The organism is Micromonospora sp. NPDC049497 (assembly GCF_044465805.1).
GTDB lineage: Bacteria > Actinomycetota > Actinomycetes > Mycobacteriales > Micromonosporaceae > Micromonospora.
The window spans coordinates 143,860-158,229 of the sequence record NZ_JBITMC010000012.1 but is presented as its reverse complement, the minus strand read 5'-3'; the positions used below and the strand labels follow the sequence as shown (position 1 = coordinate 158,229).

Annotated in this window: 12 protein-coding genes and 1 pseudogene; 4 read left to right on the top strand and 9 right to left on the bottom strand. The window is 70.8% G+C overall.

Going from position 1 to position 14,370, the window contains the following annotated elements:
* Window positions 1-44 precede the first annotated feature (44 nt).
* Window positions 45-1,025 carry a DMT family transporter gene (locus tag ACIBR0_RS18285; protein ID WP_396716996.1) on the top strand — a complete coding sequence of 327 codons (981 nt, stop codon included), beginning with the start codon at window positions 45-47 and terminating at the stop codon, window positions 1,023-1,025.
* An 18-nt stretch (window positions 1,026-1,043) separates the two neighbouring features.
* Here ACIBR0_RS18285 and ACIBR0_RS18280 read toward each other — a convergent pair whose 3' ends face one another.
* The 4 genes and pseudogenes from ACIBR0_RS18280 to ACIBR0_RS18265 all read right to left on the bottom strand — a co-directional run bounded on the left by ACIBR0_RS18280 (window position 1,044) and on the right by ACIBR0_RS18265 (window position 2,861).
* Window positions 1,044-1,199: a hypothetical protein gene (locus ACIBR0_RS18280; RefSeq protein WP_396716994.1), complete on the bottom strand. Its 156-nt coding sequence runs from the start codon at window positions 1,197-1,199 to the stop codon at window positions 1,044-1,046.
* Window positions 1,200-1,224: 25 nt separating this feature from the next.
* A complete protein-coding gene (locus ACIBR0_RS18275) occupies window positions 1,225-1,941 on the bottom strand; it encodes a VOC family protein (RefSeq protein ID WP_396716993.1) in 717 nt (238 codons plus the stop codon).
* A 99-nt stretch (window positions 1,942-2,040) separates the two neighbouring features.
* Window positions 2,041-2,321, bottom strand: a pseudogene (locus ACIBR0_RS18270) (DUF664 domain-containing protein); the annotation flags it as partial.
* A 123-nt stretch (window positions 2,322-2,444) separates the two neighbouring features.
* On the bottom strand, window positions 2,445-2,861 hold the full coding sequence (locus ACIBR0_RS18265; protein WP_396716991.1) for a hypothetical protein: 417 nt from the start codon (window positions 2,859-2,861) through the stop codon (window positions 2,445-2,447).
* 480 nt (window positions 2,862-3,341) lie between these two features.
* On the opposite strand from ACIBR0_RS18265, the gene ACIBR0_RS18260 reads away from it, so the two are divergent.
* Entirely contained in the window at window positions 3,342-3,545 is a 204-nt protein-coding gene (locus ACIBR0_RS18260) for a cold-shock protein (RefSeq protein ID WP_013283833.1), read from the top strand.
* A gap of 253 nt (window positions 3,546-3,798) precedes the next feature.
* On the top strand, window positions 3,799-4,080 hold the full coding sequence (locus ACIBR0_RS18255) for a hypothetical protein (protein WP_357036271.1): 282 nt from the start codon (window positions 3,799-3,801) through the stop codon (window positions 4,078-4,080).
* Window positions 4,081-4,168: 88 nt separating this feature from the next.
* Here ACIBR0_RS18255 and ACIBR0_RS18250 read toward each other — a convergent pair whose 3' ends face one another.
* The 4 genes from ACIBR0_RS18250 to glgX form a co-directional block, all read right to left on the bottom strand.
* A complete protein-coding gene (locus tag ACIBR0_RS18250) occupies window positions 4,169-4,816 on the bottom strand; it encodes a maleylpyruvate isomerase family mycothiol-dependent enzyme (protein WP_396716988.1) in 648 nt (215 codons plus the stop codon).
* 163 nt (window positions 4,817-4,979) lie between these two features.
* Window positions 4,980-6,707: a malto-oligosyltrehalose trehalohydrolase gene (gene treZ, locus ACIBR0_RS18245; RefSeq protein ID WP_396716986.1), complete on the bottom strand. Its 1,728-nt coding sequence runs from the start codon at window positions 6,705-6,707 to the stop codon at window positions 4,980-4,982.
* A complete protein-coding gene (gene treY / locus ACIBR0_RS18240; protein ID WP_396716984.1) occupies window positions 6,707-9,019 on the bottom strand; it encodes a malto-oligosyltrehalose synthase in 2,313 nt (770 codons plus the stop codon). Before treY ends, treZ begins: the two co-directional genes overlap by 1 nt.
* 3 nt (window positions 9,020-9,022) lie before the next feature.
* Window positions 9,023-11,140 (bottom strand): glycogen debranching protein GlgX, encoded by a 2,118-nt coding sequence (glgX, locus tag ACIBR0_RS18235; protein ID WP_396716982.1) that lies wholly within the window; start codon window positions 11,138-11,140, stop codon window positions 9,023-9,025.
* A 335-nt stretch (window positions 11,141-11,475) separates the two neighbouring features.
* Between glgX and ACIBR0_RS18230 the strand changes: the two genes are divergently transcribed.
* Window positions 11,476-12,879, top strand: coding sequence for a glycosyltransferase family 4 protein (locus ACIBR0_RS18230; protein WP_396716980.1), 1,404 nt, complete (start codon window positions 11,476-11,478; stop codon window positions 12,877-12,879).
* Between the two features lie 129 nt (window positions 12,880-13,008).
* On the opposite strand, the gene ACIBR0_RS18225 is transcribed toward ACIBR0_RS18230, so the two are convergent.
* Complete coding sequence (locus ACIBR0_RS18225) at window positions 13,009-14,292, bottom strand: citrate synthase (RefSeq protein ID WP_396716978.1); 1,284 nt, start codon at window positions 14,290-14,292, stop codon at window positions 13,009-13,011.
* Window positions 14,293-14,370 lie beyond the last annotated feature (78 nt).

Below are 14,370 nucleotides of genomic sequence, written 5' to 3'. Positions count from 1 at the left end.
AACAATCGCTGGTGCTGAACAATCGGGCGCACGAGAATCTCCCCATGACGCCTGCGCTGCTCACCGCCGCCCCGAGCCGGCCGCATGACACCGGGAGCGACCGCGCCCCCAGGCCGTACACCCGGTCGTGGCCGACTGTCGCCGCCGCCGGGACCACCGTGCTCCTGTGGGCGTCGGCGTTCGTCGGGATCCGCTTCGCCGGCCACGACTACTCCCCCGGCGCCATGGCGCTGGGTCGAATGGTGGCGGCGTCCATCGCGCTGAGCGCGTTCGTGGCGTTCACCGCCGGGCTGCGCCGCAACCGACCGCGGCCCGCCGGGCCGGGGCCGGACCGCCGGCCCGCGCTGCCCCGTGGCGGCACCCTGGGGCTGATCGCGCTGTGGGGCGTGGCCTGGTTCGGTGGGTACAACGTGGCGCTGAACGCCGCCGAGCGGCTGATCGACGCCGGGACGGCGGCACTGCTGGTGGCGGTCGCGCCCATCCTCGTCGCGGTGGCCGCGGTCCTCGTCCTGGGCGAGCGGCTCACCGGCCGGCTCGGCACCGGCGTGGCGGTCGCCTTCGCCGGCGTCGCCCTGATCGCGGCCAGCGGCTTCACCGGGCACGCCGACAAGGTCGGCGTCGCACTCGCCGTGCTCTCCGCCCTGCTGTACGCCTTCGGCGTCCTGCTCCAGAAGCGCCTGCTGGCGCGGGTCGACGCCGTGACGATGACCTGGCTCGGTGCGCTGGCCGGGACCGCGGCGCTGCTGCCGTTCGCCCCCACCCTCGTCGGACAGCTCGCCGCCGCGCCGCTGCCGGCCACCCTCGGCATGCTGTACCTGGGGGTGTTCCCGACCGCGATCGGCTTCCTCGCCTGGGGCTACGTCCTGTCCCGCTGGACCGCGGGTCGCACCACCGCCGCGACCTACCTGGTGCCGCCGGTGACCGTCCTGCTGTCCTGGACGCTGCTGGCCGAGGTGCCGGCGCCGCTGGCCCTGCTCGGCGGTGCGCTCTGCCTGACCGGCGTGGTATTCGCCACGCGCCGCTGACGCCAGGCCGACCGCTGCTCACCAGGCCAGGCCGACCAGCGTCGCCGGGCGCGCCACGCCGGCCGGCGCCGGCTGGCCCCGGGCGACCTCGGCGATTGCGCGTACGCGCCAGAGGCCGGCCCGGTCAGCGCGCCGGAAGTGATGTCCCTCGCGCGCGAAATGACGGTCAGGCATGAATATTCCCCTCAGTCATATCGCTTTACGACATCCTTGCCGCCCGCCCCAGGCAGAACTCGTTGCCGTCGGGATCGGCCAGCATGACGGCGCCGTCCGTACCGGCCTCGAATGGAGTGGCGCCGAGGGAAACCAGCCGGTCGACCTCCGCCCGCCGGTCGCCACCGGCCACGGCGAGGTCCAAGCGCTGCCGGTTCCTCCCCGTCCTCGGGGTCAGGGGTGGGCCTCCCCACGCGACCTTCGTGCCGCCGTGCGGCGACTGGATCGCGGTCTCCTCGTTCTGGTCCCACACCAGCGGCCAGCCCAGCGCCTCGCTCCAGAAGAGACCGACCTCGCGGGTGCCATCGCAGGCGAGCTCCCCGAGCAGCCCGCACCCAGCGAGGAAGGTGGTGCCCGGCGGGATCACGCAGAACTCGTAGCCCTCGGGGTCGGCCAGGACGATGTGCCCCTCCTCGGGACGCTGCCCGACGTCGAGGTGGCCGCCGCCGAGCCGCAGCGCCGTCGCCACCAGATCCTGCTGGTCGTCATCGCTGGCACTGGTCAGGTGGAGATGCATGAGGTTCGGCCGCACCATCTCCGCGTCGCTCGGGGCGAACCGGAGGCTGAGCTGAGTGTCGTCGCCGGGCAGGAGCGCACCACCGGCGTCCTCGACGATCTCCCGGCCGAGCATGCCGGCCCAGAACCGCGCCAGGCGAGCCGGGTCGTGCGCATCGAAGGTCACCGAGAGCAGTCGCGAGGTCATCGGCTCACGGTAGGCACGGGCCAGCAGGACAACAAGGCAAATAGGCCGGTCACCGGGTCAGGCCGACCAACGTCGATCGGCTGCCCTGGCGGCCCGCTCGATCTCCGCGAGCGTCTCGTGCTCGGTCGCCCACATGTCGGTGCCCTGCGCCTCGGTGTCGTCCCCAGCGGGGCAGGGGTTCGGGGAACGGCCGCCCGAAGACCCCGCCGAGGTACCGGGCCTCCCAGACCGACAGGTGCTTGACCAGGCCGAGAAGGTTCGTGCCGGTTGCGGTCAGGGGGGCGGACGTCGTACTCGCCGAGCCCGTCGAGCTTCCAGAGGATCGCCTCGCGAATCTCCCGCAGCTCAGTGTGCAGGTACGTCTTCGCGAAGTCAGCCATGCGAGGCGTCCGGCGCCGATGTGCTGTCCGTCAGCGGGGGCCACGAGGCCGGGGGTGGGCCGAATGCGCGACGACCGGCCCGCACGGCCAGGGTGGCGAGGGCAGCATTGGCGCCACCACCAATCACCGCGCCGATACCGAAGGGTGCCGCTCGACCGAGAACGATGATGCCCTGCTTGGTCCCGTATTTCGTGATGAAGTGTTCCCCAAGAGCTTGTTGATCTGGCGCAGCGTCTCGACAGGCACCTTGGCGACAACCTGACGTCCCCAGTGTTGCCCCGTCCGCTCGGCAACCTTGGTGATGGTGGCGGAGCCGGACCCGCCGAGCATGATCCCCATCACGATCGTTCGGCGGCGTTCGACCTCGTCGATGCGGACTCCGTGGACTTCGGCGATCGAGAGCGCGAAGAGGGCGCTCCGCTCAAGAGATGAGAAGACCTCGCCGGCCGACAGCGCCAGTGCGACACCCGTGCCGACACCAGGCGCGGCTGCGGCTCCTCCAACCGCGGCACCCGTCCCGGTCAAGGCGCTGATGTACATCCGCTCCAGATTTGCGGATCACCTCTGCCGGTGTCGCCTGCTCGGCCGGCAGCCTCCGCCACCCGTCCCGCCGCAGCACCGTCGCGTGCCTCCGCACCGCCGCCCCGGCGTCCCCCAGTTCGACCGCCCGCTCGGTCAGTTCCCCGGCCCGGCACGTGTCGCCGCAGCCGGCGGCCACCAAGGTCCTCCACCGAGATCACTGGGCGAGCCGGCCGATCCGCCCACCTGCCCCCGTCCCGCCTCGGAGCCAGACAGCGCTTCCGCAGGTGCCCACTCACCGCCACGGGATCGACGACGGATCATGTGCTACGGTAGCCGAGTTGCAGTTTTGATTTCCGTAGACGTTTTCCGGCGCCTGATGGGGCATCTGAAACCCATCCAGGCGCCTTTCGTTTTTCGTGTCGTTTCGACGCGGGTGATCAACGCAGCGGCGTAAGGGTCCGCACAGTGCGGTCTCTAACAGCCTGCGAAGGAGCAGACATGACTACAGGTACCGTGAAGTGGTTCAACGCCGACAAGGGCTTCGGCTTCATCAGCCCGGACGACGGCGGCGCCGACGTCTTCGCCCACTTCTCCGCGATCTCGGCGAGCGGCTTCCGCAGCCTCGACGAGAATCAGAAGGTGGAGTTCGACATCACCCAGGGCCAGAAGGGCCCGCAGGCGGAGAACATCCGCCCGCTTTGATCCACACTCTGCGAACGGCGGCCCGACTGGTTCAGCGGGCCGCCGTTCGGCGTTTCATGCGCTCACCACGGCATCGCGAAAATCGTCTGATCGGCAGAAGGCGGGCCATCTCGGTGTGGAGCCAGCTCGACATCGGCCTCTATCGCTGACGAGCCGAATTCCCATGGTCGGACTCGACGCCTCGCCTCCTGAGTGACTGTCAGACAGCCGGGATCCGGGGTGCACGGCGTTACATCGTGAAGGGTTGATGACTATGACGACGACCTACTCGGGTCCTGCGAGGCTGATCCTGGTCGACGGCGCATGCATATCCGGCATGGCTTCCCTCAGTACCAACCAGCGCGGAGGACTCAGCGGCTGGGGCGGCACGTTCCGTCCGGACGAGATCACGACAGACCTTCGCAGCGCAGTCGAAGGGCTGCAATTGGAACTGCCCTACGATCGGGTGGGGACAGTCGCCGTCACCGGCATACGCAAGCTACTCGCCACGCAGGTGTTGATGTCGTTGGCAGGCCGCGGACCCGCACCATTCTGATCGTGCGCCGCCCGGCCGCCGCTACATCGCCGCCGCGACGCGGTCACTCTGCTCTGACGCAGCGACGAGGCAGGACCGGGCGATCCACTCAGGCTGAGGTACACCGCTCACGCAGGGTGGGCACGCCGGGGCCGGTGAGGTCGTCGCAGTAGGCATGCCGGCCGGCCATCACCATGGTCAGCGCGAGGGTCGTGCCCCTGACGAGAGGTCCGGACCCGGTCGCGAAGGGTCCGTCGGTCGCCTGGACACGCAGGCCGTCGATGGCGCTGCGGCCGGCCACGGTGAAGTCACGCTGGGCGTAGAAACGGGCGACGGGGGTGACGGCCTCGATGGCGGGCGTGCGCGTGATTCCGAGGGGACGCCGGATGTCCTGGGCGTGCACGATCACCTCACCGAGCCACGCCTCGGTTGGACCGAACGTCGACGTGGTGCTGGTGATGATGCGGCGGAACCGCTCCAGGGTCTCGGCCGGGGTTGCGCCTCGCTGCTCGGCGAGACGCCGGTCGTTGTGCAGCCCGAAGTCGAACCGGGCGGCCAGGGCACTGGCCAACCAGCGCAGCCGACCGACGCTCGCCGCTGCCGTCAGGTGGGCGACGACCTCTTCCACCGTCCACTCACCGCACAGCGACTGCTGCGCCCACTGCGTCGCGTCGAGCGACGCGAGGTCGTCGGCGAGGGCAGCACGCTCGGTGTGAGCGGCGGCCCACAGGGCCTCGCGAGACAGGACGTCGGACATGGGGCCCTCCACGGGTCGGTGTGCGGACACCGGGACAGACTCCGCCGCAGCGGTGAACTCATCGGTCCGGCGCCGAGATCGACTCGACGTCATTGAAGTCGGGGCATCCGACGCACGCCGACACCCCGACTTCACAGAATCCGAGTCGATCAAGCACGCGTTCCTACAGCGCGACGATCGCCGCCGTCTCCGCCGGCAACTCGATCCGGTCCCGCATCACCGTCACCCCTTCACCGGTGGCGAGCAGCACCCGCCGCACCACCCCCGGCAACGAGATCCCCTGCGCCCGCCCAGCCAGGTTCGCCACGACCAGAGACTCCCCCCGCCGCATCACCAGGAACTGGTCCCCGTGCCGCACGTCCACCGCTGACAGCCGCGGGTCCGACAGGTCACCACGCGACTTTCGCAGCGCGATCAACCGCCGGTAGAACTCGTACATCTCCCGGTGCTCGGGCTTGTCCAGCTCCGCCCAGTCCAGCCGCGACCGTACGAACGTCTGCGGGTCCTGGGGATCGGGCACCTCCTCCGCACCCCACCCGTGCGCGGCGAACTCCCGCCTGCGACCGGTGGCCACGGCGACCGCCAACTCCGGCTCCGGATGCGACGTGAAGAACTGCCACGGCGTGGACGCCGCCCACTCCTCCCCCATGAACAGCATCGGCGTGAACGGCGCGGTCATCAGCAGCGTCGCCCCCACCCGCAGCAACGCGGGCGACAGCGAGGCGGAGATCCGGTCCCCGGTGGCCCGGTTGCCGATCTGGTCGTGGTTCTGCAGGTACGCCACGAGCCGGTGGCCCGGAAGCCGCTGCCGATCCACCGGCCGCCCGTGGTGACGGTTGCGGAAGCTGGAGAACGTCCCCGCGTGGAGGAACCCACCCGTCAGCACGTCGGTCAGGGCCTCCAGCGACCCGAAGTCCCCGTAGTAGCCCTGCCGCTCCCCGGTGAGCAGCGTGTGCAGCGCGTGGTGGGCGTCGTCGTTCCACTGGGCGTGCAGGCCGTACCCGCCCGCCTCCCGGGGCGTGATCAAACGGGGGTCGTTGAGGTCGGACTCGGCGATCAGCGACAGCGGCCGGGCCAGGTGCGTCGACAGGGCCTCGACCTCGATCGCCACCTCCTCCAGGAAGTGGGTGGCGCGCGAGTCGGGCATCGCGTGCACGGCGTCCAGCCGCAGGCCGTCGACGTGGTAGTCGCGCAGCCACATGAGCACGCTGTCGACGATGTAGCGGCGCACGCCGTCGGAGTGCGGACCGTCCAGGTTGACGGTGCGGCCCCAGGTGTTCGACTGCTCGGTGAGGTACGGCGCGAACATCGGCGCGTAGGCCCCGGAGGGCCCGAAATGGTTGTAGACGACGTCGAGGATCACCCCCAGCCCCTTGGCGTGGGCGGCGTCCACCAGGCGTTTCAGCCCGTCCGGACCGCCGTAGGGCTCGTGCGGGGCGTACCAGCAGACGCCGTCGTAGCCCCAGTTGTGCTCGCCGTTGAAGGCGTTGACCGGCAGCAGCTCGATCATGTCGACGCCCAGGTCGACCAGGTGGTCGAGGCGGCCGATCGCCGCGTCGAAGGTGCCCTCCGGGGTGAACGTGCCGACGTGCAGCTCGTACAGGACGCTGCCGGGCAGTTGCCGGCCGGTCCAGCCCTGGTCGGTCCACTCGAAGGCCGCGTGATCGTAGAGCCGGCTCGGCCCGTGCACCCCGTGCGGCTGCCACCGCGACCGGGGGTCGGGCAGCGGCGTCTCGTCGTCACTCAGCAGAAAGGAGTAGTCGGGGCCGGCGTCGGGCACGTCGACCCGCCACCAGCCGTCCAGGTGGGCGCGCATCTCGTGGTCGTCGGCACCCGGGAGGCGCAGGCGGACCCGGGCGGCATCCGGCGCCCACACCGCGAACTCGGTCATCAGGCGGCCTCCACGGACTCGGTGAGGGGAGCCAGCAGCGCGACGGGACAGGTGGCCAGCAGATCGGCCAGAGGGGTCTCGCCACCACTGTAGACCTGCCCGGTGAACAGGTCGGTAACCCTGTTAACCGGAAGTGACACGATCGTGTGACCCCAGCCGCCGCCACGGGTCAGGGTCATCGGCAGACGGGTGGCGACGGCGATCGCGCCGCCCCGGTCGAAGGCCACCGCGTGCCGGGCCGCCGGGCCGTGCGCGGGCACCGGTCGGTAGGTGGTGAACAGCTCCGGGTGGGCGCGGCGCAGCCGCAACGTCCGCGACACGACGAGCAGCTTCGCCGCCCCACCGGCGTCGACCGGGGGCCGCCAGCCGCCGTCGAGGCGGGCCAGCAGATCCCGGCGTACGGCGAAGTCGACCGGGCGGCGGTTGTCCGGGTCGACCAGGGAGTTGTCCCACAGCTCGGTGCCCTGGTAGACGTCCGGTACGCCGGGCATTGCCAACTGCACGAGCTTCTGCCCCAACGAGTTCGACCAGCCGGCCGGGGCGATCTCGTCGACGAACGCGGTCAGCTCGGCGTGCAGTTCGGGCTCGTCGTACATGGCGTCGACCATCGCGTGCATCGCGTCCTCGAAGGCCGGGTCCGGGTCGGCCCAGCTGGTCGAGACCGACGCCTCCCGGGCGGCCTTCTCCGCGTACGCGTGCAGGCGCTCGCGCTCGACGGGCCAGGCGCCGACGGCGGTCTGCCACAGCAGGTGGGCGAAGGCCGGGTCGGGCAGGGTGACGCGCCCCGTCCACCGACCGACCTGCTCGGCCCAGCGGCCCGGCAGCTCGCTGAGCACGGCGAGCCGGGCCCGGACGTCCTCGCTGCGCTTCGTGTCGTGGGTCGAGAGCGCGGTCATGGCCGCCGGCCAGCGCAGGTGCCGGGCGGCGGCGAAGCGGTGGAACTCGGCCGGCGGGGTGCCGAAGTGGGCGGGGCTGCCGCCCACCTCGTTGAGCGCGACGAAGCGGCTCCACCGGTAGAAGGCGGTGTCCTCCACCCCCTTCGCCATCACCGCGCCGGTGAACTGCGGGAAGCGCTGGGCCAGCTCGTCGTCCGGGTCGCGCAGCCGGCGGGTGATCGCGTCCAGCGCGCCGGTCAGGTCGGGCCGGCGGCGGCCGGCCTCGGAGCGGGCGGCGGCGAGGTGCCGGGCGCCCTCCGGCGGGTAGCCCCGGTAGACGGCGAACGCGGCGGCCAGCTCGGCGAGGGCCGCACGGGCCGCGTCCCGGTCGACGTCCGGCGCCAGCGCGGCGAGCCGGGTCAGCTCGGCCGACAGCAGCCGGGTGGCGGCCTCCACCTTCGTGGCGTGGGTGAGGTCCTCCCAGGAGGTGTGCCGGCCGGTGATCCGGGCGTCCAGGGCGGTGAACTCCGGCTCCGCGTCGGGATCCACGAACAGGCCGCACACCGCCGACAGCGCCTCGTACCCCGTCGTGCCGTCGACCGGCCAGTCCGGCAGCTCCTCCCCGTACTCCAGGATCTTCTCCACGACCAGCCACGCCTCGGGCGCGGCGGCGCGCAACCGCGCCAGGTAGCCGGCGGGGTCGCGCAGCCCGTCGGGGTGGTCGACGCGGATGCCGTCGACCTCCCCGGCCTTCGCCCAGGCCAGGACCAGCTCGTGGGTGGCGGCGAAGACGTCCGGGTCCTCCACCCGCAGGCCGGCCAGGTCCGAGACGGCGAAGAAGCGGCGGTACGTCAGCTCGGCGTCGCCGCGCCGCCAGGACACCAGCTCGTAGTGCTGCCGGTCGTGCACCTCGCGCGGCGTGCCCTCGCCGGTGCCGTCGGCGATCGGGAAGCGGTGCTCGTGGTACCGCAACTCCCCCTCGACGACCTTGAGGTCGTCGAGGGCCTCCGGGGCGTCGGCCAGGACCGGGAGCAGCAGCCGGCCCCGGTCCCAGTCGATGTCGAACCAGCGGGCGTACGCCGAGTCGCGTCCCCGGCGCAGCACGTCCCACCAGGCCGGGTTGGCGGCGGGCTGGGCCACCCCGGCGTGGTTGGGCACGATGTCCACGACCAGGCCCAGCCCGGCGGCGCGCAACGCCCGCAGGAGGCGCTGCCGGCCGGCCTCACCGCCGACCTCCGGGTTGACCGCGCGGTGGTCCACGACGTCGTAGCCGTGTGCCGAGCCAGGGGCGGCGGTCAGCAGGGGCGCGCTGTAGAGGTGAGTGACACCGAGGTCGGCGAGGTAGCCGGCGAGCCCGGCGGTGGTGTCGAGGTCGAAGCCGGGGCGGACCTGGACGCGGTAGGTCGACGTGGGGGTGGGGCGGGGGGTGTCGGGCATGGCTCAGACCGTCCTCTCGAGGACCACCAGGGAGCGGTCGGGGACGGTGAGCGCACCACCCGCCTCGACCACCGTCGTCTTCTCCGGATCGGGGTCGGCGGTGCTGATGACCAGCTCCCACCGCTGGCCGAACTCGACCGGCGGCAGGGTGAAGTCCAGCGGCGCGTCGTGGGCGTTGAAGCAGAGCAGGAAGGAGTCGTCGTGGTGGCGCTGGCCGTACTGGCCGCGCTCCCGGATGCCCTCGCCGTTGACGAACAGGGCCACCGACCGGCCGAAGTCGTTGCCCCAGTCCTCGCCGGTCATCTGGCGGCCGTCCGGGGTGTACCAGGCCAGGTCGGGCAGCGGTTCGTCGACCTCGGGACCGCGGACGGTCAGGCCGGTGAAGAACCGGCGGCGGCGGAAGACCTGGTGGCGGCGGCGGAACGCGACCAGCCGCCGGGTGAAGTCCAGCAGCTCGGTGTCGAGGTTGTCCCAGTCGATCCAGGCCAGCTCGCTGTCCTGGCAGTACGCGTTGTTGTTGCCGCGCTGGGTGCGGCCCAGCTCGTCGCCGTGCCCGATCATCGGCACGCCCTGGGAGAGCATCAGCGTGGCCAGGAAGTTACGCCGCTGCCGGGCCCGCAGGGCGAGCACGTCCGGATCGTCGGTCTCCCCCTCGACGCCGGAGTTCCAGGACCGGTTGTGGCTCTCCCCGTCCCGGTTCTCCTCGCCGTTGGCCTCGTTGTGCTTGTCGTTGTACGACACCAGGTCGTTGAGGGTGAACCCGTCGTGACAGGTGACGAAGTTGATGCTGTGAAACGGGCGACGCCCGTCGTCCTGGTAGAGGTCGGCGGACCCGGTGATCCGGGACGCGAACTCGGCCAGGGTCGCCGGCTCGCCCCGCCAGAAGTCGCGGACGGTGTCGCGGTACTTGCCGTTCCACTCGGTCCACACCGGCGGGAAGTTGCCGACCTGGTAGCCGCCGGGGCCCACGTCCCACGGCTCGGCGATGAGCTTGACCTGGCTGACCACCGGGTCCTGCTGGACCACCTCGAAGAAGGTCGACAGGCGGTCCACCTCGTAGAACTCGCGGGCCAGGGTGGCGGCGAGGTCGAACCGGAAGCCGTCGACGTGCATCTCGGTCACCCAGTACCGCAGCGAGTCCATGATCAGCTGAAGCGAGTGCGGGCTGCGGACGTTGAGGCTGTTGCCGGTGCCGGTGTAGTCGACGTAGTACCGCCGATCCTCCTCGGACAGGCGGTAGTAGCTGTGGTTGTCGACGCCCTTGAAGCTCAGCGTCGGGCCGAGGTGGTTGCCCTCGGCGGTGTGGTTGTAGACCACGTCGAGGATGACCTCGATGCCGGCGGCGTGCAGCGCCTTGACCATGCCCCGGAACTCCTGCACCTGCTGGCCCAGGCGGCCGAGCGCGGAGTAGCCGTGGTGCGGGGCGAAGAAGCCGATGGTGTTGTAGCCCCAGTAGTTGCGTAGGCCCAGGTCGGCCAGCCGGTGGTCGTGCACGAACTGGTGCACCGGCATCAGCTCGATGGCGGTCACGCCGAGCGTCCGCAGGTGCTCGATCATCGGCGGCGAGGCGATGCCCGCGTACGTGCCGCGCAGCTCATCCGGGATGTCCGGGTGCCGCATGGTCAGGCCGCGCACGTGGGCCTCGTAGATGACCGAGTGGTGGTACGGGATGCGGGGCGGCTTGTCGTTGCCCCAGTCGAAGTACGGGTTCACCACCACCGACTTCGGCATGAAGGGGGCCGAGTCGGTGTCGTTGCGCGTGTCCGGGTCGCCCAGCTCGTAGTCGTAGACCGCCGGGTCCCACTCGACGTCGGAGTCGATCGCCTTCGCGTACGGGTCGATGAGCAGCTTGTTCGGGTTGCACCGCAGGCCGTTGGCGGGGTCGTACGGGCCGTGCACGCGGTAGCCGTACCGCTGACCCGGCTCGATGCCCGGGATGTAGGCGTGCCAGACGTACGCGTCGACCTCGCGCAGCGGGATCCGCCGCTCGACGCCGGTGTCCCACTCGTCGAACAGGCACAGCTCGATGGACTCGGCCACCTCGGAGAAGATCGCGAAGTTGGTGCCCATCCCGTCGTAGGTGGCTCCCAGGGGGTACCGCTCACCCGGCCAGACCTGCATGTCGCTCCTCAGTCCCACGATCATGAGCGCGCACCGCACCATGAGCGCATCACACGGTGGGGACCGGCGGCGCGCAGGCGCCTTATTGCCCCCCAGTCTCGAACACGAATCCATCCGTTCGGACGATGTCCGTAATCCACCCGACTGACGCGTGGTAAACCTTCAGGTGTCGTCCGTCACGTTGACCCCTTTCGAGATGCGGGATCGCGCAGGATGCCCTTTGCTTGTGCGCGGGACGCGCCCACGCGTCACCACTCGGCCTTCGGCCACCCCACGCACCCTCTTCTGCCGTCGACGGCGCCGGCGCGATTCACCATGCATGGACGGAGATTGATGTGACGACCCTGCGGGTCGACGTACCACCCACCACCGCCGCAGGCCGGAAGCACCGGCCCACCCTCTCCTCCCGGCCGCAGACCCCGGTGCCGTCCGGGTCCGGTGTCGCCCCGCAGTCCCGCCGCATCCTCATGCTGTCCTGGGAGTACCCGCCGGTGCTCGTGGGTGGGCTCGGCCGGCACGTGCACGCCCTGTCCGTGGCGCTGGCCGCCGCCGGCCACGAGGTCACCGTCGTCACCCGGCACACCGACGGCGCTCCCCTGGAGGAGTACGCCGACGGCGTCCGGATCGTCCGCGCCGCCGAGGACCCGGTCGCCTTCCCGCTGGCCACCTCGTCGCTGCTGGCCTGGACCATGGCGTTCAACCACACGCTGACCCGCGCCGCCCTGCGCGCCACCGAGTCCCAGTCGTACGACGTCATCCACGCCCACGACTGGCTGGTCGCGCACACCGCGATGACCCTCCGCGAGCACCTCGACATCCCCCTGGTCAGCACCATCCACGCCACCGAGGCCGGCCGCCACCAGGGCTGGCTCCCGGAGGAGATGAACCGCACCATCCACGGCGTCGAGCAGTGGCTGTCGACCGAGTCGGGCCGGGTCATCGTCTGCTCCGGCTACATGCGCGACGAGGTGACCGGGCTGTTCGGCGTACCGGGCTCCCGGGTCGACGTGGTGCCCAACGGGGTCGAGCCGCACCGCTGGAAGGTCTCCTCCCGTGCGGTGATGAAGGCGCGCGAGCGGTTCGCCGGCGACGGCCCGCTGGTCACCTTCGCCGGCCGGCTGGTCTACGAGAAGGGCGTCCAGCACCTCATCGCCGGCCTGCCCCGGCTGCGCGAGCGGCACCCCGGGCTGCGGGCCGTGATCGTCGGCGACGGCCCGTACCGCGCCGAACTGGAAGCCGAGGTGAACCGGCTCGGCCTCGGCGACACCGTCAGCCTCCCCGGCTTCCTCGGCGGCACCGACCTGCCGGCCGTCATGGCGGCGTCGGACTGCTTCGCGGTGCCGAGCATCTACGAGCCGTTCGGCATGGTGGCCCTGGAGGGCGCCGCCGCCGGCGCTCCCCTGGCCGTCTCCGCCACCGGCGGCCTGGCCGAGATCGTCGAACCGGGCGTGACCGGGATGACCTTCCGGCCGCAGGACCCCGACGGGCTCAGCGACGCGGTGCACGCCCTGCTGTCCGACCGGGAGCACGCCCGCCGGCTCGCCCGCCGCGCCCGCGCCATGGTGCACGAGCAGTACGGCTGGTCGGCGATCGCCAGCCGCACCGCCGCCACCTACGCGGCGGCCATCACCCAGGCCCCGGCGTTCGCCACCGAGCGCGCCGGCCAGCGGATGGCCCACGGCCGGGCCCTGCCCACCCTCCCCCAGGGCAACCTGCTGGCCGCCGCCGGCCTCCGCTGAGGTGTAAGGAAGGGCCCCCCGTTAACGCCTGCGGTAGAGGAAGGGCCCCCGCTTAACAGGCGCGGTGCGCGTACACGACGAAGGCCGCCGACCCGATGGTCGGCGGCCTTCGTGACGCGATCCTGGACCTCAGCGCTCGTCGAGCGGGACGTACGCCCGCTCGGGGGAGCCGACGTAGACCTGCCGCGGACGGCCGATCTTGGTCTCCGGGTCGTTGATCATCTCGCGCCACTGGGCGATCCAGCCGGGAAGCCGGCCCAGCGCGAACAGCACCGTGAACATCTTCGTCGGGAAGCCCATGGCCTTGTAGATCAGGCCGGTGTAGAAGTCCACGTTCGGGTAGAGCTTGCGGGAGACGAAGAACTCGTCGGCGAGCGCGATCTCCTCCAGCTCCATCGCGATGTCCAGCAGCGGGTCCGGCTTGGCCATCCGGCCGAGCACGTCCTGGGCGGCCTTCTTCACGATCGCGGCGCGCGGGTCGTAGTTCTTGTAGACCCGGTGGCCGAAGCCCATCAGCTTGACGCCGTCCTGCTTGTCCTTGACCTTGCGGACGAAGGAACGGACGTCGTCGCCCTCGGCGTGGATCTTCTGGAGCATCTCCAGCACGGCCTGGTTGGCGCCGCCGTGCAGCGGGCCGAACAGCGCGTTCACGCCGGCCGAGACCGAGGCGAAGAGGTTGGCGTTGCTGGAGCCGACCAGCCGGACGGTCGAGGTGGAGCAGTTCTGCTCGTGGTCGGCGTGCAGGACGAAGAGCATGTCCAGCACCTTCGACATCACCGGGTCGACCTCGTACGGCTCCGCCGGGACGCCGAAGGTCATCCGCAGCAGGTTGTCCACGTACCCGAGCGAGTTGTCCGGGTAGAGCAGCGGCTGCCCGATCGACTTCTTGTACGCGTACGAGGCGATGGTCGGGACCTTCGCCATCAACCGCACCGTGGAGATCTCCACGTGCTCGGAGTCGAACGGATCCAGGCTGTCCTGGTAGAAGGTCGACAGGGCGCTGACCGCCGACGAGAGCACCGCCATGGGGTGCGCGTCCCGGGGGAAGCCGTCGAAGAAGCGGCGCATCTCCTCGTGCAGCAGGGAGTGACGACGGATCCACTCGGTGAACTCGGTGAGCTGCTGCTGGGTGGGCAGCTCCCCGTAGATGAGCAGGTAGGAGACCTCCAGGAAGGAGGACTTCCCGGCCAGCTGCTCGATCGGGTACCCGCGGTAGCGCAGGATCCCCGCGTCACCGTCGATGTACGTGATCGCGGAGGAGCACGCCGCGGTGTTCACGAAACCGGGATCGTAGGTGGTCATCCCGCTTTCCTTCAGCAGCTTGCCCACCCCGATGCCGGCGGGGCCCTCGACCGCGTTGTGCACTGGCATCGAAAGCTGCCCACCGGGGTGATCGAGCTTGACTTCCGTCATGTGGTTCCTCGCTTCGCCGGCAGATCTTCGTTGAATTGCCTTCGCTTTTACCGTAATCGCGGTCTCGGGGATACCGCC

Excerpts from the sequence above, each read along its gene's own strand:
- ACIBR0_RS18285 (WP_396716996.1), top strand. The coding sequence starts at position 45 with ATGACGCCTGCGCTGCTCACCGCCGCCCCGAGCCGGCCGCATGACACC.
- ACIBR0_RS18280 (WP_396716994.1), bottom strand. The coding sequence starts at position 1,199 with ATGCCTGACCGTCATTTCGCGCGCGAGGGACATCACTTCCGGCGCGCT.
- ACIBR0_RS18275 (WP_396716993.1), bottom strand. The coding sequence starts at position 1,941 with ATGACCTCGCGACTGCTCTCGGTGACCTTCGATGCGCACGACCCGGCT.
- ACIBR0_RS18265 (WP_396716991.1), bottom strand. The coding sequence starts at position 2,861 with ATGTACATCAGCGCCTTGACCGGGACGGGTGCCGCGGTTGGAGGAGCC.
- ACIBR0_RS18260 (WP_013283833.1), top strand. The coding sequence starts at position 3,342 with ATGACTACAGGTACCGTGAAGTGGTTCAACGCCGACAAGGGCTTCGGC.
- ACIBR0_RS18255 (WP_357036271.1), top strand. The coding sequence starts at position 3,799 with ATGACGACGACCTACTCGGGTCCTGCGAGGCTGATCCTGGTCGACGGC.
- ACIBR0_RS18250 (WP_396716988.1), bottom strand. The coding sequence starts at position 4,816 with ATGTCCGACGTCCTGTCTCGCGAGGCCCTGTGGGCCGCCGCTCACACC.
- treZ (WP_396716986.1), bottom strand. The coding sequence starts at position 6,707 with ATGACCGAGTTCGCGGTGTGGGCGCCGGATGCCGCCCGGGTCCGCCTG.
- treY (WP_396716984.1), bottom strand. The coding sequence starts at position 9,019 with ATGCCCGACACCCCCCGCCCCACCCCCACGTCGACCTACCGCGTCCAG.
- glgX (WP_396716982.1), bottom strand. The coding sequence starts at position 11,140 with ATGCAGGTCTGGCCGGGTGAGCGGTACCCCCTGGGAGCCACCTACGAC.
- ACIBR0_RS18225 (WP_396716978.1), bottom strand. The coding sequence starts at position 14,292 with ATGACGGAAGTCAAGCTCGATCACCCCGGTGGGCAGCTTTCGATGCCA.